This window comes from Pseudomonas phoenicis (assembly GCF_047302395.1).
GTDB lineage: Bacteria > Pseudomonadota > Gammaproteobacteria > Pseudomonadales > Pseudomonadaceae > Aquipseudomonas.
On the sequence record NZ_CP154852.1, the window covers coordinates 4,444,247 to 4,460,834 of the forward strand.

Genomic DNA, 16,588 nt, shown 5'->3' on the forward strand with positions numbered 1-16,588 from the left:
GGCGGCTTGCGTAGCATCCGCACGCTCGCGTCCCCAGGCGCTGCCGCCCGCTACTCAGAGCCCGTCATGCCCCAGCCCATCCCCCTCAAGGACCACGAACGCGAAAAATCGCTGGTCAACCGCCGCTTGCTGGTGTGCGCAGGGCTGACCGTGGCCTTGGTCGGCGCCTTGGTCGGGCGCTTGTACGTGCTGCAGGTGATCCAGCACGACAAGCAGAGCGCCGTGTCGGAAAACAACCGCGTGCACCTGCTGCCGATCCCGCCCGAGCGCGGCCTGATCTACGACCGCAACGGCGTGGTCCTGGCCGACAACCGCCCCAGCTTCAACCTGACCATGACCCGCGAGCGCGCAGGCAACGTGGCCCAGGTGCTGGACCAGCTCACCGAAGTGCTGGGCCTGGACGCCGAAGACCGCCAGCAGTTCGACAAGGACCTGCGCCGCGGCCGCAAGCCGTTCGAGCCGGTGACCCTGATGGTGGGGCTGAGCGAGCAGCAGATCGCCCACATCGCGGTGAACCAGTTCCGCCTGCCGGGCCTGGAGGTGGAACCGCAGTTCATCCGCGAATACCCGCTGGCCGAACATTTCGCCCACTCGGTGGGCTATGTGGGGCGGATCAACGAGCGCGAAGCCAAGACCCTCGACCCTACCGAATACCGCGGCACCGAGTCGATCGGCAAGACCGGTATCGAGCACTTCTACGAAGACCGTCTGCACGGCCATGTCGGCTACGAAGAAGTGGAAACCAACGCCCAGGGCCGGGTGATGCGCGTGCTCAACCACCGCGACCCGACGCCGGGCGAGGACATCGTGCTGAGCCTGGACGCGCATCTGCAACAGGCCGCCGAACGGGCCCTGGGCGATCGCCGTGGCGCGGTGGTGGCACTGGATCCGGCCAACGGCGATATCCTGGCGATGGTCAGCAACCCCAGCTTCGACCCCAACCTGTTCGTCAAGGGCATCAGCTTCAAGCAGTACGCCGCCCTGCGCGATTCCATCGATCGCCCGCTGTTCAACCGTGTGCTGCGCGGGCTCTATGCACCGGGCTCGACGATCAAGCCCGAGGTCGCCATCGCGGGCCTGGACAGCGGCGTGATCAACCCCTCCAGCCGGGTATTCGACCCCGGCTATTACGAACTGCCCAACTACGCGCACAAGTACCGCAACTGGAACCGCAGCGGCGACGGCTGGGTGGATCTCTCGGCCGCGATCATGCGTTCCAACGACACCTTCTTCTACGACCTGGCGCACAAGCTGGGCATCGACCGCCTGCACGACTACATGGCCGAATTCGGCCTGGGCCAGAAGGTGTCGCTCGACCTGTTCGAAGAAGCGGCCGGGCTCATGCCTTCGGCGCAGTGGAAGCGCGCCACCCGGCGCCAGGCCTGGTTCCCGGGCGAAACGCTGATCCTCGGCATCGGCCAGGGCTACATGCAGGTCACGCCGCTGCAACTGGCCCAGGCCACCAGCCTGCTGGCCAGCAAGGGCGTGTGGCACCGGCCGCACCTGGCGATGAGCGTGGGCGGCCAGACGCCGGTCGACCCCAACCCCATGCCCGATATCGTGTTGCGCGATGCCCATGCCTGGGACGAGGTCAACCAGGGCATGCAGCGGGTGATGCACGACCCGCGCGGCATCGCCCGTGCTTCCGCAGCCGGTGCCCAGTACCGCATCGCGGGCAAGAGCGGTACCGCGCAGGTGGTGGCGATCCGTCAGGGCGAGCGCTATAACCGCGAGAAGACCCTCGAGCGTCACCGCGACAATGCGCTGTTCGTCGGCTTCGCGCCGGCCGAGGCGCCGCGCATCGTGGTCGCGGTGATGATCGAGAACGGCGAGGCCGGCGGGCGCGTGGCGGGCCCGGTGGTGCGCGAGGTGATGGACGCCTGGCTGTTGGACGACCAGGGCCATCTCAAAGCGGCCACGACTGCGGCCAAACCGCCGCACGCGTGAACCTGGACGGCGGTCTGGCGGCGGTCGCTGAGCGCTGGGTCAGCACATCGCTCGAAACTTGCCATCGAAAAGGAATGCTCCCGCGCACGCCGTGGTCCAAGCGCCATAGGGGCACTGTCGCCCGCGCTATGGCGTTCACGCGCGAAGGATTTTCATGGAAAGCATCGATCTGTTGGTTCTACGCACTGCCTGCGACTGGCTGGCCAGCGGCGAACGGGTGCTGCTGGCGACCGTCGCTGGCACCTGGGGCTCGTCACCGCGGCCCGTGGGCTCGATGATGGCGCTGCGCGCCGACGGCCGCGTGGTGGGCAGCGTCTCCGGCGGCTGTATCGAAGACGACCTGATCCAACGCTACACCCATGCACACGGCGGCCCCGGCATGCCGGAGCGGGTCACCGAGGTGGTGCGCTATGGCGTCAGCGCCGACGAGGCGCACCGCTTCGGCCTGCCCTGTGGCGGCACCTTGGAACTGGTGCTGGAATTCGCACCCGAACTCGAAGCGCTACGGGCGCTGCTCGCCGAGCTGGACGCAGGCCAACTGGTGCAACGCCGGCTCGAGCTCGGCAGCGGCAAGGTCGCCCTGACCGTCACCGACCAACCTGCCGTGTCCGGCCTTCAGGGCCAGGTGATGCACACCACGCTAGGCCCGGGCTACCGCCTGCTCTTGATCGGTGCCGGCGCGCTGGCCGAGTACCTGGCGACCATGGCCCTGTTCAACGGTTTCAAGGTGTCGCTGTGCGATCCGCGCAGCGAATACCGCAGTACCTGGTCGGTGGCCGGCGTCGAGCACTTGCAGGGCATGCCGGACGACGTGGTGCGTGCGTTCGGCGCCGACCAGCGCAGCGCCATCGTCGCGCTCAGCCACGATCCGCGTCTGGACGACCTGGCCCTGCTGGAAGCCCTGCAGGGCCCGGCGTTCTACATCGGCGCCATTGGCTCGCGACGCAATTCGCAAAGCCGTCGCGAGCGGTTGATCGAACACTTCGGCCAGACCGAAGCCTCGTTGCAGCGCCTGCACGGCCCCATAGGCCTGCACATCGGCAGCAAGACCCCTGCGGAGATCGCCGTCAGCGTCATGGCCGAACTGCTGGCGGAAAAGAACGGCGTGGCTCTGCCAGGCGCCGTGCGGGTGGCGGTGGGCAAGCAGATCGAAGAATGCGCGGCCTAGGCTCATCGCCGGTCTGTCGAGCGATCGGGTCCCCTCGCAGGTAATCAGAGCGCCGACCCGGTCGCTGCCACAGGTCACAATGCACCGTTTGATGAATGCACGTCCCTGTAGGAGCGGCTTCAGCCGCGATGGGCTGCAACGCAGCCCCAACTGGCCCTGCTCCGTCTCAACTGGCTAGCATCAGGCCCAGCCACGCTCGACACGAACTTGCACGGATAATGTCGACATTAGCGTCCACACAAGTGGAACAGTGGCAATTTGGGTGCAATACTCTCGCACCTGATTGCCAGAGACATCACCGATGCGTGCATTCCTTAGTCGCTTTCGAGACCGCGCATTGGAAGTGATGGCCTCGGGCACTTCCATCCAGGGCCTGCTCGGCGAATTCGCACTGGCCCTGCAGGTTGAGATTCCCGATGCCGTGGTCGGCATCCTGGTGCTGGACACGCCCGGCAATACGTTTCGTCACGCCGTATTCCCCGCCATGCCCGCAACCTTCGCCACCGCGCTGATCGGCAACCCGATCAGCGCGGGCCGGGGCTCCTGCAGCCATGCCGTACGCACCGGCAAGATCGTCGAAGTGCCGGATGTAGCGTCGGACGAGCGCTTTTCCGAGCAATGGCGCGAAGAGTTTCGCAAGCACGATCTGACTTCGTTGATTTCGGTACCGGCCATCGGCACGGACGGCGAGGTGCATGGGTCGCTTGCAGTCATTCACCCCATGGACACCGGCCTGACCAAGGAGCAGCGGGTGTTCCTGTCGGGCGCTGCAGGCCTGTGTGCGCTGTTCTGCCGCTACAGCCGCACCCAGGAGTCGCAATCTTTGCTGATCGGCGAGCTCGAACACCGCATGCGCAATCTGTTCTCGACGCTCTCCGGGGTGGCGGTGTTGACCCTCAGAAACTACCCACAGCCCGATCAGTTCCGTTACATGCTCGATCAGCGCATGGTGATGATGCAACGCGCCCACGCCCTGGCCCTGTCCCCGGCGGAAATGCCCCTGGCGTCGCTGCTCAGCGAGGTGCTGTCTCCCTACAGCGATCGCTATCCGATCCGTTTCGACGGCCCTGCCATTCTGTTGGCCAAGGAGGCAGCGGCAGCGTTCGCCATGGTGGTCCATGAGCTCGGAACCAACGCTGCGAAATACGGCGCGCTTTTGCAACCGGGGGGTGAGCTGCACATCAGCTGGCAAACCGAACAACGTTCGGCCGACGACGCGCATGACGGTTTCAGCTTGAACTGGCAGGAACTCAATGGCCCCGTGGTACTGGCGCCGTCGCGCAAAGGCTATGGAACGCTGATGGTCAACGGGGCGCTACGCAATGCGTTCAACGGTTCGGCGGCCTTCACCTACGAGGCGCCAGGCTTCAATTGTCTGATCAGCGCGCCGTTCAACGAGCGCCTCGGGCGGGCAGAGCCACATCACGACTGATCTGGCGCTGGCCCGCGCTTCTTTCATGGGCGACGGCAGATCAAGCGCGTGGAGGATTCAGCGCGTCCGTCAGGGGCATATCGTCGCCCCTTGGGCGATCCGGCCGCTGGTCCCAACCGTCCTTGTCAGGATCGGTGATCAACGGATCGTCGCCGGGCACCTCAGGGCGCCCTGGATCGGGCATGGCCGGGTCGAGCGTGTCGCGGCTCGGATCCGGCGTGCTTGGGTCGTCAGGTGAGGGGAAGCCGGGGTCTCTTGGATCGGTGCTCATGGCGAGGTACCTCATGCAGAGAATGGGTGTGGCACTGTGGTGCGAATGACCGCTCAGCAGCCTCGCAGCGGCTTGCCGCTCACTGATCGACGGGATGCTCGGGCGTCACTGAATCGTTGACCTCGACGTCCGGCATCGCTTCGTCGAGACCTGGGTCATCGTCGTGGATGTCGGGGGCCTGCTCGGTTACGTGGTCTTGCGGTGCGGCGGGATCTTGCGGTGCAGGATCGCGTGGCACGGTTGGGTGGTTGTCCATCGCCGGATCTCCTAACCGACGGGCGAAGTGCCCGTACGTATAGCTGTGAGGGGCATCTGACTCGGCAGTGCCCAGCACCGGACCGACGGCGGCGCCACCTCTTGATTAATCACATGGTAGGGCAAGGAACGTGGGAACGTTTTTCGCCGCGAATTGACAGCTTGCGCGAACCGCTGCAATCCCATCACACTGCCGCATCCACCGTTCACCGAGGCTTTCAGCGCATGTCGCCTTATTCTTCGCAGCACCAGTACTACCTTTCAGGCGCGGAACGCTCGGCGATCGCGGAAATCGAGGGTACGACCAACATTCTCAAGCTGGTCTTGAAGTACACGTCCATGCCGTTCGCGGCCATCGCCAAATTCAACGACGACGAATGGGTCATCTGTTCAGCCTTGGACAAGGGCGACTTCGGCCTGGAACAAGGCGATGCCTTTCCGCTGGAACGCACTGTCTGCAGCGAATTCCTGCGCGCGCCGGAAGCCTTGCTGGTGCCCTCCCTGACTCAGGATTCGCGCTTCGCTTTACGCCCGATCGTCAACCAGTTGGGCATCGACAGTTACGCAGGGGTGCCCATTTTCCTGCCCAATGGCGACCTGTACGGCGCTTTGTGCGCGCTCGATACCCGCGAAGCCTATTTCGACGACCCGGACCTGGCCGAAGTGCTGTCTCTGTTCGCACGCCTGGTGGGGTGCATTCTGTATGCGTGCATCGAAGATCAGACTGTGGAGCCAGTCGCATCGGTTTAATCGATCCTGGCGTTTGCATGACCTCTAACGACAAAGCCCAGCATCGATGCTGGGCTTTGTCGTTGAAGCGCCGACCGGGTCAGTCGGTCTTGGCGGTACCGTTGTCGCGGGGCACCTGCGAGTCCTGGTCCGAGCCTGGATTGCCGGCCGGCGGGTTCCAGTCTTCGGGCTTTTTGCCTTCCTGGGAACCGACACCCTGCTTCGGCTCGGACGGCGTTTGCTCAAGACCCGAACCGTGGCCTTCACCCGTATCTGGAGTGTCGCCGCTCGGGCCTGGGTAGGGTGCTGCGGGTCCATTGTTGTCTTTGATCATGATCGTTCTCCGCTGGGGCGACGCAGGCCATCTGCATCTGAAACATTGGAAGAACAGCATTGGCCGAAGTGCGACGGCATTGACGAACGGCAATCACACGCATGCCGCCCTACCCCTTTGACGAGCCGAACTGGTAGGGTTGCATCCGTATTCGCGGCACGCACGCGTGCTCGATCGAGTCGACGTCATTCGTTCAATAAGGAAGTACCGATGAAACGCTATCTGGCCCTGGCTACCTTCGCTGCCCTCGTTGGCTGCAGCCATGACACTCCAGTCCCGAACACGCCGAACCTGGAAGGCAAATGCGACGAAGTAGCAACCTTCGATCTGACGTTTTCACGCTTCGACGAAGTCGCACAGGACATTGGCAACGACAGTGGCTGCACCATCAAATCCGATCTGAACAGCACCGGCGCGGTGAAACCCAATGCGGTGAAAGGCGAGATGACCCGCCGCCAAGCCATCCAGGCGGCCATTCAGAGCACTGGCCTGCAGATCGTCAATCACCAGCCCGACCAGGTCACGGTACAGTAACGACGCAGGCCGGTCGTCGCGCTCGCCAGCCTCGCTCGACGGCAAGCGCGCGATGGTTCGCAAGGCTCAGCAGTAACCGGGCGGGATACCGTCCTTGTTCTTGTCCTTGAGGCGCTCGCGCTCTTCTTCCGTGGCGTGCGCTGGCACGTCGTCCTGCTGGGCGGGAGTGGGCTTGGGTTGCTCTTGCTTGGGATCGGTCATGTGCAACGTCCTCGATTGGAAAGTGACGGACGTTGGGCAGCGATGGACGGGCATATGTTCAGTCGGACCGATGGCGCCCCGCATCACTGCGAGGCACCGCCGGAAAGCAGGGTCATTTGCGTGTCTTGGGTTGGATCACCTGGGTGTAGAGGAAATAGCCACCGGCGATTTCGACGACGGCGAGCACGCCGTGCAACGGTCCGAACATGAAGGACGAGGCGATGAACGCCACGGCGACGATACCGGCGAAGATCTGTAGCATCTGCACCGTTTTGGGCGACACAGCGACCTTGCCATTGACCACGTAACCGGCGGCCAGGCCGATCAAGATACCGATGATGATGCGTGTGAACATTGCAGCTCCTTACTCGGGCGGGACGCCGACGTCGTTGATCGTGCGGGCGGGGAAAGTAGACGGGCGCGAAAGCGCGCGCCGACCCATCTTACACATCCGCAGTGGCGCAGTAGAGGCGCGGACATGACCAACGGCCATGTCAACACGTCTCGCCCCTCTGCGCTGCTCGCCAGACGAACTCGAGACCACCATCGACGACAATCGAAGATCGGACGGGAGCTTGCGCGCACGCTGCGGTCCAAGCCTTCAGCGGGCCCTGCTCCGACCTGGACGGCGGTGCCGCGCCACCTGACATCCCAGGTGCGCACACCCTTCGCTCTGCCCACGATCCACTTTGGAGAACAGCCATGCCAGTGACCGTCAAGAAACTCGAGGGCGATGACATTCCCCCAGACCACCGCCAAGAAGGCGTGACCCAGATATTTCGCGTGACGGACGACGACGGTGTCGAGCATTTCGTCGACTCCGACGAGGCGGCCGCCAAACTGGCGGTCAGCTTCAGTGAGCTCAGCCGAGACGAACGGGCTTAACCTCACGCCTCGCCCGCAATCAGCGGGCGATCATGCTGGCGGCCTGCTCGGTCGCCTCGGTGGTGCGCGTCGCCAGCTTGCGCACCTCGTCGGCCACCACGGCAAAACCGCGCCCCGCTTCGCCAGCACGTGCCGCTTCGATGGCCGCGTTCAAGGCCAGCAGGTTGGTCTGGCTGGCAATGCTCTGGATGGTCGCGACGATGCTCGACAACTGCGCGATGTTGGCTTCCAGAGTCTTCTGATAGTCGGCCTGGGATTGGCGCATGGTGCGCTGCTCGTGCTGCAGATGGACGTCCACCAACGCGCCGACCACCCGCAGCGGCAGGCCCTCGGCGTTGCGCCGCGTCTGGCCGCGGGCGCGGAACCAGCGGTATTCGCCCGAGCGGTGTTTGAGACGGTACTCGATGTCGAATGGGGTCTTGCCGCTACGGTCGGTCAGGTGGGCAGCGAAGGCCGACAGGCTGCGCTCCTTGTCTTCCGGATGCAGGCGCGAGGCCCAGCTGTCGAGCACGTCCGGGAACTCCTCGACCGTCTCGAAGCCCAGCAGGCGACGGAACTGCGGCGACCACCAGAAGGGATTGCGCGGGTTGACCGGATCGCCCGCGATCACTTCCATGTCCCATAAACCGTCGGACAACATCTCCCGGGCCAGTTCGAAGCGGGTGATGATCACTTCATGCTCACGGTCGCGCTCCAACTGATCGTGGATATCGCGCAGCGAGCCGGCCACGCGCAGAGGCGCGCCTTTGCCGTCGCGCAGGGTTTCGCCTTGGGCATAGAACCAGCGGTAGCTGCCGTCCTTCATGGCCAGACGGTTCTTGACCCGGTAGGGGGTGCTGCCCGAGCGGTCGTTCAGGTGGCGTGCGAAGGCGTCGAGGGTGGCCTGCTTGTCTTGCGGGTGCAGGCGATCGGCCCAGCTCGACAGCACGTTCGGGAAGTCATGTTCGCCCTGGAAACCCAACATCTGGCGCAGTTGCTGCGACCACCAGAACACGTTGTGCGGATTGACCGGGTCGCCAGCGACCACCTCCATGTCCCACAGGCCTTCGCTGGACGCACGGTTGACCAGATCGAAACGCACCTGATGGCGTTGCGCTGCGGCGCTGGCCTGGGCCAGCTCCGCCTCGGTAGCAGCCAGTTGCTGCTCGGCCTCGGCACGTGCCCGAAGCTGCGTCTGCTCGCGTGTTTGCAGGGTTTGCCAGGCTTGCAGCACGGGTTGATTGTGCAGGCGCTGTTCGAGCTGAGGGGGTTGCAGCGTAGTGACGGCCTTGACCAACTCGTGCAAAGCCTTGCGATCGCGCCGCGGCGCCAGGAAGGAAAACATTTGGGTAACCTCTTATGGAAAAGGCCTGATCCCTGGCGTCATCCACCTGCATCGGCGGCGCTTGGCGTTTCTGTAGCATGTTGCTTCATTTATTTGGACAAAAGTTGCGCGGTGTACAACTTTTGCCATCGGCGTTGGTGCTTGCCTGCCCCAGACCTGGTCGTTTTGCAAATAGCGCCCCTGCCCTACGCCATTTGACGATCAGGCTGGGAGCGGGCAGTTTGCGCACAGCACAGCCATCTACTTTTTCGACTTCAAGGCATCGGGAGTCTTCATGCCCAACTCATTTACCCGCTCGTTCAAGCGCACACGTACTCATGAACACCTCTGAGCAAGTCACAGTGAAGTGCCCCCGCTGCGGCGCCTGTGCCCAGTTCCATGAGCCGTTCGCGTTCCTGCGGGCAGCGCCCACCGGCCAGACGGCCATCGCCTGGGGCGGCTGGTTCGTGGTCGAGCGCTACCCCGACGTACTGCCCTGGCAGGCGCCGAAGGGTCGTTCGGGCCAGTACCTGGTGTATGGCGGCGACGATGGCCGAGGCTATGCGGTGCTACATCGCGGCGTGGTCGATTGCCGGGCATGCATGGCGCGCTTCGTCCATGAGCTGGCCTGGCCCGACGACCTGTGGTGGCAATGGTCGATTCGCGGCCATCTGTTATGGGCCTGCGACCGAGCCCAGGCTCTGCAGATCCTCGACTACGTGCGGGCCACCGACCGACCGGCCCGCTCCCTGCACGGGCCGATCGGCAGCCTGCCAAGCGTGTTTCTCTCGGCCAAGATGCGCGATGCCGTGGTCAAGGCCATGGAAAAAACCTTGGCCGTAGGCTGAGGCTCATGCCAACGCCGTGGTCTGTGGCACGCGTTTGCCGCTGGCCATGACGAGGTTGCGGGAAGGACTCAGGGTTGGCGCGTCGCGCAACCATCCGCTCCTCCAGGCTCAGGCCAGCTCGTCCCAATAAGGCGGCTCGCCGATGGCCTCGATCAGATACCGGGTCACGGCGCTGACCTTGCGCGAGCGCAGGCGGCTCTGCGGCGACAGCACGTGGATCGCACCCGGATCGGCCTCGACGGCGGCCGTCCAGTCCGGCAGCAGCCGCACCATGTGCCCGCTGGCGAAGGCATGCTTGTCGTACAGCCAGGTCGGGAACAGCACGATGCCACGGCCTGCCTGGGCGGCGGCCACCAGGACCTGCGCATCGTTGCTGCGCAGCGGCCCCTGCACGTCGATGACCTGCGGCGTCGATTGCGGCGCCTGCCAGAAGAACCAGCGCTGCGCACCCGCCAGGCCCTTGTAGACCAGGCAGCGGTGCTTGGCCAATTCCTGCGGGCAAGCGAGGGCGCCGAACCGCTCGACGTAGGCCGCGCTGGCCGCCAGCACGTACTTCTGCTCGGCCACCTGGCGGCCGATCAGGCCCGACGGCTCGAGGTGCCCGACGCGCAAGGTGATGTCGGCCCCCTCCTGGACCGGATCGATGAAGGCGTCGGTCAAGGTCAACTCGATGGTGATGTCGGGGTAGGTGTCGGCCATGCGGTTGAGCAGGCCGGCGATCTGCAACTTGCCCAAGGCCACCGGCGCATTGATGCGCACCAGCCCCTGTACGGCATCGGGCCTACCCTGCAGCGACTCGTCGGCGGCATCGAGCAGCTCGAGCACTTCGCGCAGTTGGTAGTAGTAGCGCTCCCCCGCTTCGGTCAGCCGCACGCCACGGGTATTGCGATAGAGCAATTGCTGCCCGAGGCTTTTCTCCAACGCGGCGATGAACCGCGAGACCGATGAAGCCGGCACCTGGAAGTGCCGGGCCGTGGCGACGAAGCTGCCGGTCACGGCGACCATGACGAAGAAGCGATGGGCTTTGAGTTGCATGTCGGTCCTTGGAACGGATGAGCCGGTGGCGGTCGGCAAAGGCCCGTGAGAGGGACTTGAGCATTGCGATTACAGCAATGGTGTTTTGCTACGAGCCGCAATTGTGGCGATTAGCGCACCGAAATACCATGCCGCCCTCGATTCAGGAGATCCACCGTCATGCAACAACTCTGGACAGTACCCCTCGTCGTGCTCGCCGGCATGGGGCTTTCCGTCGAAGCCGGGCTGCTCGGCCCGTTGGGCGAAACCGTCGGCCACGGCTGGGCGGTGTTCGGCATCTTCGGCCTGGGCTCGCTGCTGCTGACCTTCGGCCTGATCTTCGGCCGGCCGAAGCTGGCGGCGATGTTCGCCAAGCCGCGCTGGATGCTGGCTGGCGGCCTACTGGGCCCGCTCTATGTCGGCGCCCTGACCCTGGCCACGCCGCACATCGGTGTCGGCCTGACCATGGTCGGCATCTTGTTCGGCCAGGTGGGGGCCAGCCTGGTCATCGACCATTTCGGTTGGCTGGGCGCAGACAAGAAACCGGTCGACGGCTACCGCCTGGGCGCCCTGGTGGCGATCCTCGGCGCGCTGTGGCTGATCAATTCGTAAGGGGAAATCGATGCTGTTCATCATGCTGGTGATCGTAGTACTGGGCGGCGCGGTGCTGTGCGCGCAGTCCGCCATCAATGGGCGCCTGGGGCATCAGGTAGGCGTGCTGGAAAGCGCCTGGCTGACGTTCGTGATGGGTGCGATGGTGAGTTTTCTGTATGCCTTCCTGTTCGAACCGCAACACGCGACGAACCTGTTCAGCGTGCCGCGTTGGCAGGTGACCGGTGCGTTCTTCGGGGTGGTGTACATGCTGGTGATCGTCTTCGCCGTGCCGCGTATCGGCACCGCGGCGGCGACGGTGGCGGTGATCAGCGGGCAGCTGTTGATGAGCCTGCTGATCGACGACTTCGGCTGGTTCGGCAATGCGGTGATCGAACTGGACACCTCGCGCAAGGTCGCCATCGCCCTGCTGGCGGTGGCACTGGTGTTGATCTACAAGAGCAATACGGCCGCGCGGGCCGCCGGCGCGACACGCGCCTCGGCCTAGCGCCACACCGCTCGCGTCGACCCAAGCCAGGCCAGCCCCTAATGCCGATCAGTCAAGCAATCGGGGCCGCTAAGCGGCCCCAAGTGACACCACTCCGGCTCAACTGACTGGCATCAGGCCAGCCCCTGGCTCGGACGCTCGCCATCCACAGGCGCCGGCGCGGCAGGCCGTGCCACCCGGCGGTTCTACCTACAGGTTGTAGGCCCGTTCATTGTGCGTCGTCAGGTCCAGCCCTTCTTCCTCGTCTTCACGGTCGACACGCAAACCGATGGCCAGTTTGAGCACCGCGAGGATCGCCAGGCTCACCACCAGGCAGTAGACGAAGGTGAAACCCACTCCTTGCAACTGCGCCAGCACTTGCCGCCCCGGCGTGATGCCTTCCACATAGCCACCCAGCGACGGCGCCGCAAACACACCGGTCAGCACCGCCCCGATCATCCCGCCTACCCCATGCAAGCCGAACACGTCCAGGCTGTCGTCATAACCCAGTGCCCGCTTCAGCCGAGTCACGGCGAAGAAACAGCCCACGCCGGTGAGGATGCCGATCGCCAGCGCACCGAGCGACCCGACGAAGGCGCACGCCGGGGTGATGCCGACCAGCCCGGCCAACGCACCGGACGCTGCACCCAGCGCCGTGGGCCGACCGTCCACTAGGTACTCGGTGAGCAGCCAACCGACGATGCCCGCGCAGGCCGCCACCATGGTCGCCAGCATCACCACGCCCGCGCCCTGGTTGGCGGCAAGGCCCGAACCCACGTTGAAGGCGAACCAGCCGACCCAGATCAACCCCGCGCCCACCAGGGTCAGGCCCAGGTTGTGCGGTGGCATCGCCACGTGCGGGTAGCCTTTGCGCTTGCCGAGCATGTATGCCGCTGCCAGCGCAGCGACGCCCGAATTGATGTGCACGGCGGTGCCGCCGGCGAAATCCAGCACGCCCCAATCGACCATCAAGGCGCCAGGCCCGCCCCACACCATGTGGGCGATGGGCGCATAGACCAGCACGAACCACAGCGCCATGAACAGCAAGGCCGCAGCGAACTTCATGCGCTCGGCGAAGCCGCCGGCGATCAGCGCCGGGGTGATGATGGCGAAGGTCAGCTGGAACACCGCGTACACCCCTTCCGGAATGCTGCCCACCAGGCTGTCGTGGCCGATGTCCAGCATCAGCGCCTTGTCCAGGCCGCCGATGAAACTGTTGAGGGTCAACTGCCCGGCCGCCATGCCCTGGGTGCTGACCACCAGGCTGTAGCCGAACAGCACCCAGAGCACACCGATCACGCCTGCCACGGCGAACAGCTGGGTGAATACCGATAGGAAGTTCTTCGCCCGCACCATGCCGCCGTAGAACAGCGCCAGGCCCGGCAAGCACATCAGCAGCACGAACATCGCCGCGCAGATCATCCAGGCCGTGTTGCCGGTGTCCAGGCCCGGCTCGGCCGCCTGGGCCAGCGGCGCGACGGTCAACGCGAATACGCCAAGGGCACGCTTCATGGGTCCGCTCCTGTACGAATGAACACCGCCGGCCTGCGGGCCGGCGGTATGAGCGTGGGTCAGTACCGGACTTGCCCCGGTACCCAGGCGGTGCCCGCCAACGGCACGCGGGCCATGGCGGCGGCCTCCACGGTCAGCGCCACCAGATCCTCCGGGTCGAGGTTGTGCAGGTGCGACTTGCCGCAGGCCCGGGCCATGGTCTGCGCCTCGAGCACCAGCACCCGCAGGTAGTTGGCCAGGCGCCGGCCGGCCTCCTCGGGATGCAGACGCTTGGCCAGCTCCGGGTCCTGGGTGGTGATGCCGGCCGGATCGCGGCCGTTCTGCCAGTCGTCGTAATACCCTGCGGCCGAGCCGATTTCGCGCAGTTGCGCGTCCAGCCGCGGGTGGTTGTCGCCCAGCGCCACCAGCGCAGCGGTGCCGATGGCCACCGCATCGGCGCCCAGGGCCATGGCCTTGGCCACGTCGGCGCCGTTGCGGATGCCACCGGAGACGACCAATTGCACCTGACGGTGCATGCCCATCTCCTGCAAGGCCTGCACCGCTTGCGGGATGGCCGGCAGGATGGGAATGCCGACGTGCTCGATGAACACCTCCTGGGTCGCCGCCGTGCCGCCCTGCATGCCGTCGAGCACGATCACGTCGGCTCCGGCCTTGACCGCCAGCTTGACGTCGTAATACGGACGGCTGGCGCCGATCTTCACGTAGATCGGTTTCTCCCAGTCGGTGATCTCGCGCAGTTCGGCGATCTTGATCGCCAGGTCGTCCGGGCCGGTCCAGTCGGGGTGGCGGCAGGCGCTGCGCTGGTCGACGCCGATCGGCAGCGTGCGCATGCCGGCCACCCGTTCGGTGACCTTCATTCCAAGCAGCATGCCACCGCCACCCGGCTTGGCGCCCTGCCCCAGGACGATCTCGATGGCGTCGGCCTTGCGCAGGTCGTCGGGGTTCATGCCGTAGCGCGACGGCAGGTACTGGTACACCAGATGCTGCGACTGACCGCGTTCTTCCGGGGTCATGCCGCCGTCGCCGGTGGTGGTGCTGGTGCCGGCGATGGTGGCGCCGCGGCCCAGGGCTTCCTTGGCATTGGCGGACAGCGCACCGAAGCTCATGCCGGCGATGGTCACCGGAATCTTCAGGTGGATCGGTTTTTTCGCGAAGCGCGTGCCCAGCACCACGTCGGTGCCGCACTTCTCGCGATAGCCTTCCAGCGGGTAGCGCGAGACGCTGGCGCCCAGCAGCAGCAAGTCGTCGAAGTGCGGCAGGCGGCGTTTGGTGCCGCCGCCGCGGATGTCGTAGATGCCGGTCTCGGCGGCGCGCTGGATCTCCTGGATGGTCAGCCGGTCGAAGGTGGCCGATTCGCGCAGCACGGGGGGAAATTGTTCGCTCATGGGTAGGCTCCTGGCTCAGTACGCGCTGGCGTTGTCGACTTTGAAGTTGTACAGCTCACGGGCCGAGCCGTAGCGTTTGAAATCGGTGGCCCGGTGCGCCAGGCCCGCCTGGTCGAGCAAGGCTTGCAGCTCTTTCAGGTGCTCGGCGCGCATGGCCTTTTCGATGCAGTCCGAACCCAGCGACTGCACCGAGCCCTTGACGTAGATGCGCACCTCGTACAGCGAGTCGCCCAGGGCGTCGCCGGCGTCGCCGCACACCACCAGGCGCCCGGCCTGGCCCATGAAGCAGCTCATGTGGCCGATGCTGCCGCCGACCACGATGTCCACGCCCTTCATGGAAATGCCGCAGCGGGCGCCGGCATCGCCTTCGATCACCAGCAGCCCGCCATGGGCAGTGGCGCCGGCCGCCTGGGATGCGCTGCCTTTGACGCGCACCGAACCGGACATCATGTTCTCGGCCACGCCCACGCCGACGTTGCCGTGCACGGTGATGTCGGCCCGCTGGTTCATGCCGGCGCAGTAGTAGCCGGCGTGGCCATCGATATCCACCGAAATCGCCTGGTCGATGCCCACGGCCAGGTTGTGCTTGCCGGCCGGGTGGCTGACGCGCCATTCGCGGTCTTGCACGTCGCCGTGCAGGGCCTGGTTGAGGTCGCGCACCGAGGCGCTGGAAAGGTCGATCGTTTTCATGGCTGTCTCCAGTGATTCGGGCTCAGGCGCTTTCGCGCTCCCAGACGTACAGGGTGGCCGGTGCCGGCTCCCAGACCTTGGCCTTGTCGATGCCCGGCAGACTGGCCAGGGCCTGGTACTCCGAGGCCATGGCCACGTAGTCGTCGGTTTCGGCCAGCACCGCAGGCTTGCAGGCGATCGGGTCGCGGATCACGGCAAAACCGTTGCGCGTGCCGATGGCGAAGGTGAAGAAGCCGTCCAGGTCTTGCAGCGCACCGTCCAGGGCCTGGGCCAGGGTGTCGCCTTGTTGCAGACGCCAGGTCAGGTAGCCGGCCGCGACTTCGGTGTCGTTGTCGGTTTCGAAACTGATGCCCTGGGCCTTGAGCACCTGGCGCAGGCGAAAGTGGTTGGACAGCGAGCCGTTGTGCACCAGGCACAGGTCGGCACCGGTGGAGAACGGATGGCTGCCTTCCATGGTCACGGCGCTCTCGGTGGCCATGCGGGTGTGGCCGATGATGTGGCTACCCTGCATGCCAGCCAGGCCGAAGCGGCTGGAAATCTCGGCCGGCAGGCCCATGCCCTTGAGGATCTCGATGCTCTGCCCGGCGCTCATGATGCGCACCTCGTCGGCGAACTCGGCCAGCGCCGCACGCGCCGCCGCCTCGCTCGTCTGCACCTTGAGCACGGCGGCGCTGGCGTTCTGGAACCAGTCCAGCGAGCAGGCCAGGCGCGCTTCCAGCTGGCCCATCAGGGCTGCCCAGGGGTAGTCGGCACGGGTGGCTTGCAGGGTCAGCTTGAGCCAACCGTCGGCCACCTCATCGCCATAGATGGCGAACCCCGCGCTGTCGGGACCGCGGTCGGTCATCGCCTGCAGCATGGGTTCGAACAACCGGCCGAGCTGGGCTTCGAGCTCGGGTTTCTTCAAGTACAGACCTACGATTCCGCACATAAGCGCCTCACTTTCGTTGGGCAGCGCGCGGCGAGCGGCACGCTGCAAGGTGTCCGTGGTGAACGGCAAAGGGT

General features: G+C 65.4%; 19 protein-coding genes and 2 pseudogenes. 9 read left to right on the plus strand and 12 right to left on the minus strand.

The window, feature by feature from the left end:
• Positions 1-66: 66 nt before the first annotated feature.
• The 3 genes from mrdA (at position 67) to AA0Z93_RS20210 (ending at position 4,547) form a co-directional block, all read left to right on the plus strand.
• On the plus strand, positions 67-1,947 hold the full coding sequence (mrdA, locus tag AA0Z93_RS20200) for a penicillin-binding protein 2 (protein WP_413047213.1): 1,881 nt from the start codon (positions 67-69) through the stop codon (positions 1,945-1,947).
• Between the two features lie 154 nt (positions 1,948-2,101).
• Entirely contained in the window at positions 2,102-3,115 is a 1,014-nt protein-coding gene (locus tag AA0Z93_RS20205; RefSeq protein WP_413047212.1) for an XdhC family protein, read from the plus strand.
• Between the two features lie 301 nt (positions 3,116-3,416).
• Entirely contained in the window at positions 3,417-4,547 is a 1,131-nt protein-coding gene (locus tag AA0Z93_RS20210; protein ID WP_413047211.1) for a GAF domain-containing protein, read from the plus strand.
• 40 nt (positions 4,548-4,587) lie between these two features.
• Here the strand turns inward: AA0Z93_RS20210 and AA0Z93_RS20215 are convergent, their stop codons facing one another.
• A complete protein-coding gene (locus AA0Z93_RS20215) occupies positions 4,588-4,818 on the minus strand; it encodes a hypothetical protein (RefSeq protein ID WP_413047210.1) in 231 nt (76 codons plus the stop codon).
• Positions 4,819-4,897: 79 nt separating this feature from the next.
• Complete coding sequence (locus AA0Z93_RS20220) at positions 4,898-5,074, minus strand: hypothetical protein (RefSeq protein WP_413047209.1); 177 nt, start codon at positions 5,072-5,074, stop codon at positions 4,898-4,900.
• Between the two features lie 224 nt (positions 5,075-5,298).
• On the opposite strand from AA0Z93_RS20220, the gene AA0Z93_RS20225 reads away from it, so the two are divergent.
• Entirely contained in the window at positions 5,299-5,823 is a 525-nt protein-coding gene (locus tag AA0Z93_RS20225) for a GAF domain-containing protein (RefSeq protein WP_413047208.1), read from the plus strand.
• Between the two features lie 79 nt (positions 5,824-5,902).
• Here AA0Z93_RS20225 and AA0Z93_RS20230 read toward each other — a convergent pair whose 3' ends face one another.
• Complete coding sequence (locus AA0Z93_RS20230) at positions 5,903-6,136, minus strand: hypothetical protein (RefSeq protein ID WP_413047207.1); 234 nt, start codon at positions 6,134-6,136, stop codon at positions 5,903-5,905.
• A 210-nt stretch (positions 6,137-6,346) separates the two neighbouring features.
• On the opposite strand from AA0Z93_RS20230, the gene AA0Z93_RS20235 reads away from it, so the two are divergent.
• The gene (locus AA0Z93_RS20235) at positions 6,347-6,670 is read left to right on the plus strand and encodes a hypothetical protein (protein WP_413047206.1); all 324 of its coding nucleotides are present in this window, start codon (positions 6,347-6,349) and stop codon (positions 6,668-6,670) included.
• A 66-nt stretch (positions 6,671-6,736) separates the two neighbouring features.
• Here the strand turns inward: AA0Z93_RS20235 and AA0Z93_RS20240 are convergent, their stop codons facing one another.
• Positions 6,737-6,871, minus strand: a complete 135-nt coding sequence (locus AA0Z93_RS20240) for a hypothetical protein (RefSeq protein ID WP_296268336.1) — start codon at positions 6,869-6,871, stop codon at positions 6,737-6,739.
• Positions 6,872-6,983: 112 nt separating this feature from the next.
• On the minus strand, positions 6,984-7,226 hold the full coding sequence (locus AA0Z93_RS20245; RefSeq protein ID WP_413047205.1) for a hypothetical protein: 243 nt from the start codon (positions 7,224-7,226) through the stop codon (positions 6,984-6,986).
• Between the two features lie 347 nt (positions 7,227-7,573).
• On the opposite strand from AA0Z93_RS20245, the gene AA0Z93_RS20250 reads away from it, so the two are divergent.
• A complete protein-coding gene (locus AA0Z93_RS20250; protein WP_413047204.1) occupies positions 7,574-7,756 on the plus strand; it encodes a hypothetical protein in 183 nt (60 codons plus the stop codon).
• 28 nt (positions 7,757-7,784) lie between these two features.
• On the opposite strand, the pseudogene AA0Z93_RS20255 reads toward AA0Z93_RS20250, so the two are convergent.
• Positions 7,785-8,069 (minus strand): annotated as a pseudogene (locus AA0Z93_RS20255) (methyl-accepting chemotaxis protein); the annotation flags it as partial.
• Positions 8,058-9,080: pseudogene (locus AA0Z93_RS20260) on the minus strand (PAS domain-containing protein); the annotation flags it as partial. The pseudogenes AA0Z93_RS20255 and AA0Z93_RS20260, both read right to left, overlap by 12 nt.
• A 317-nt stretch (positions 9,081-9,397) precedes the next feature.
• On the opposite strand from AA0Z93_RS20260, the gene AA0Z93_RS20265 reads away from it, so the two are divergent.
• Positions 9,398-9,907: a hypothetical protein gene (locus AA0Z93_RS20265; protein ID WP_413047203.1), complete on the plus strand. Its 510-nt coding sequence runs from the start codon at positions 9,398-9,400 to the stop codon at positions 9,905-9,907.
• 108 nt (positions 9,908-10,015) lie between these two features.
• Here the strand turns inward: AA0Z93_RS20265 and AA0Z93_RS20270 are convergent, their stop codons facing one another.
• The gene (locus tag AA0Z93_RS20270) at positions 10,016-10,942 is read right to left on the minus strand and encodes a LysR substrate-binding domain-containing protein (protein ID WP_413047202.1); all 927 of its coding nucleotides are present in this window, start codon (positions 10,940-10,942) and stop codon (positions 10,016-10,018) included.
• A gap of 159 nt (positions 10,943-11,101) precedes the next feature.
• On the opposite strand from AA0Z93_RS20270, the gene AA0Z93_RS20275 reads away from it, so the two are divergent.
• Together AA0Z93_RS20275 and AA0Z93_RS20280 are read left to right on the plus strand one after the other, a co-directional pair.
• Entirely contained in the window at positions 11,102-11,533 is a 432-nt protein-coding gene (locus AA0Z93_RS20275; protein WP_413047201.1) for a DMT family transporter, read from the plus strand.
• Between the two features lie 10 nt (positions 11,534-11,543).
• Positions 11,544-12,020: a DMT family transporter gene (locus tag AA0Z93_RS20280; protein ID WP_413047200.1), complete on the plus strand. Its 477-nt coding sequence runs from the start codon at positions 11,544-11,546 to the stop codon at positions 12,018-12,020.
• A 189-nt stretch (positions 12,021-12,209) separates the two neighbouring features.
• On the opposite strand, the gene AA0Z93_RS20285 is transcribed toward AA0Z93_RS20280, so the two are convergent.
• Genes AA0Z93_RS20285 through AA0Z93_RS20300 form a run of 4 tightly spaced genes read right to left on the minus strand, consistent with a single transcriptional unit; the run spans position 12,210 to position 16,514 of the window.
• The gene (locus tag AA0Z93_RS20285; RefSeq protein WP_413047199.1) at positions 12,210-13,511 is read right to left on the minus strand and encodes an ammonium transporter; all 1,302 of its coding nucleotides are present in this window, start codon (positions 13,509-13,511) and stop codon (positions 12,210-12,212) included.
• A gap of 59 nt (positions 13,512-13,570) precedes the next feature.
• Positions 13,571-14,896, minus strand: a complete 1,326-nt coding sequence (locus AA0Z93_RS20290) for an FMN-binding glutamate synthase family protein (protein ID WP_413047198.1) — start codon at positions 14,894-14,896, stop codon at positions 13,571-13,573.
• 15 nt (positions 14,897-14,911) lie between these two features.
• Positions 14,912-15,586: a protein glxC gene (locus AA0Z93_RS20295; protein ID WP_413047197.1), complete on the minus strand. Its 675-nt coding sequence runs from the start codon at positions 15,584-15,586 to the stop codon at positions 14,912-14,914.
• Positions 15,587-15,608: 22 nt separating this feature from the next.
• Positions 15,609-16,514 (minus strand): class II glutamine amidotransferase, encoded by a 906-nt coding sequence (locus AA0Z93_RS20300; protein WP_413047196.1) that lies wholly within the window; start codon positions 16,512-16,514, stop codon positions 15,609-15,611.
• Positions 16,515-16,588: the final 74 nt, after the last annotated feature.

Bases quoted from the DNA above. Each gene is read 5' to 3' on its own strand.
- mrdA (WP_413047213.1), top strand. From the start codon at position 67: ATGCCCCAGCCCATCCCCCTCAAGGACCACGAACGCGAAAAATCGCTG.
- AA0Z93_RS20205 (WP_413047212.1), top strand. From the start codon at position 2,102: ATGGAAAGCATCGATCTGTTGGTTCTACGCACTGCCTGCGACTGGCTG.
- AA0Z93_RS20210 (WP_413047211.1), top strand. From the start codon at position 3,417: ATGCGTGCATTCCTTAGTCGCTTTCGAGACCGCGCATTGGAAGTGATG.
- AA0Z93_RS20215 (WP_413047210.1), bottom strand. From the start codon at position 4,818: ATGAGCACCGATCCAAGAGACCCCGGCTTCCCCTCACCTGACGACCCA.
- AA0Z93_RS20220 (WP_413047209.1), bottom strand. From the start codon at position 5,074: ATGGACAACCACCCAACCGTGCCACGCGATCCTGCACCGCAAGATCCC.
- AA0Z93_RS20225 (WP_413047208.1), top strand. From the start codon at position 5,299: ATGTCGCCTTATTCTTCGCAGCACCAGTACTACCTTTCAGGCGCGGAA.
- AA0Z93_RS20230 (WP_413047207.1), bottom strand. From the start codon at position 6,136: ATGATCAAAGACAACAATGGACCCGCAGCACCCTACCCAGGCCCGAGC.
- AA0Z93_RS20235 (WP_413047206.1), top strand. From the start codon at position 6,347: ATGAAACGCTATCTGGCCCTGGCTACCTTCGCTGCCCTCGTTGGCTGC.
- AA0Z93_RS20240 (WP_296268336.1), bottom strand. From the start codon at position 6,871: ATGACCGATCCCAAGCAAGAGCAACCCAAGCCCACTCCCGCCCAGCAG.
- AA0Z93_RS20245 (WP_413047205.1), bottom strand. From the start codon at position 7,226: ATGTTCACACGCATCATCATCGGTATCTTGATCGGCCTGGCCGCCGGT.
- AA0Z93_RS20250 (WP_413047204.1), top strand. From the start codon at position 7,574: ATGCCAGTGACCGTCAAGAAACTCGAGGGCGATGACATTCCCCCAGAC.
- AA0Z93_RS20265 (WP_413047203.1), top strand. From the start codon at position 9,398: ATGAACACCTCTGAGCAAGTCACAGTGAAGTGCCCCCGCTGCGGCGCC.
- AA0Z93_RS20270 (WP_413047202.1), bottom strand. From the start codon at position 10,942: ATGCAACTCAAAGCCCATCGCTTCTTCGTCATGGTCGCCGTGACCGGC.
- AA0Z93_RS20275 (WP_413047201.1), top strand. From the start codon at position 11,102: ATGCAACAACTCTGGACAGTACCCCTCGTCGTGCTCGCCGGCATGGGG.
- AA0Z93_RS20280 (WP_413047200.1), top strand. From the start codon at position 11,544: ATGCTGTTCATCATGCTGGTGATCGTAGTACTGGGCGGCGCGGTGCTG.
- AA0Z93_RS20285 (WP_413047199.1), bottom strand. From the start codon at position 13,511: ATGAAGCGTGCCCTTGGCGTATTCGCGTTGACCGTCGCGCCGCTGGCC.
- AA0Z93_RS20290 (WP_413047198.1), bottom strand. From the start codon at position 14,896: ATGAGCGAACAATTTCCCCCCGTGCTGCGCGAATCGGCCACCTTCGAC.
- AA0Z93_RS20295 (WP_413047197.1), bottom strand. From the start codon at position 15,586: ATGAAAACGATCGACCTTTCCAGCGCCTCGGTGCGCGACCTCAACCAG.
- AA0Z93_RS20300 (WP_413047196.1), bottom strand. From the start codon at position 16,514: ATGTGCGGAATCGTAGGTCTGTACTTGAAGAAACCCGAGCTCGAAGCC.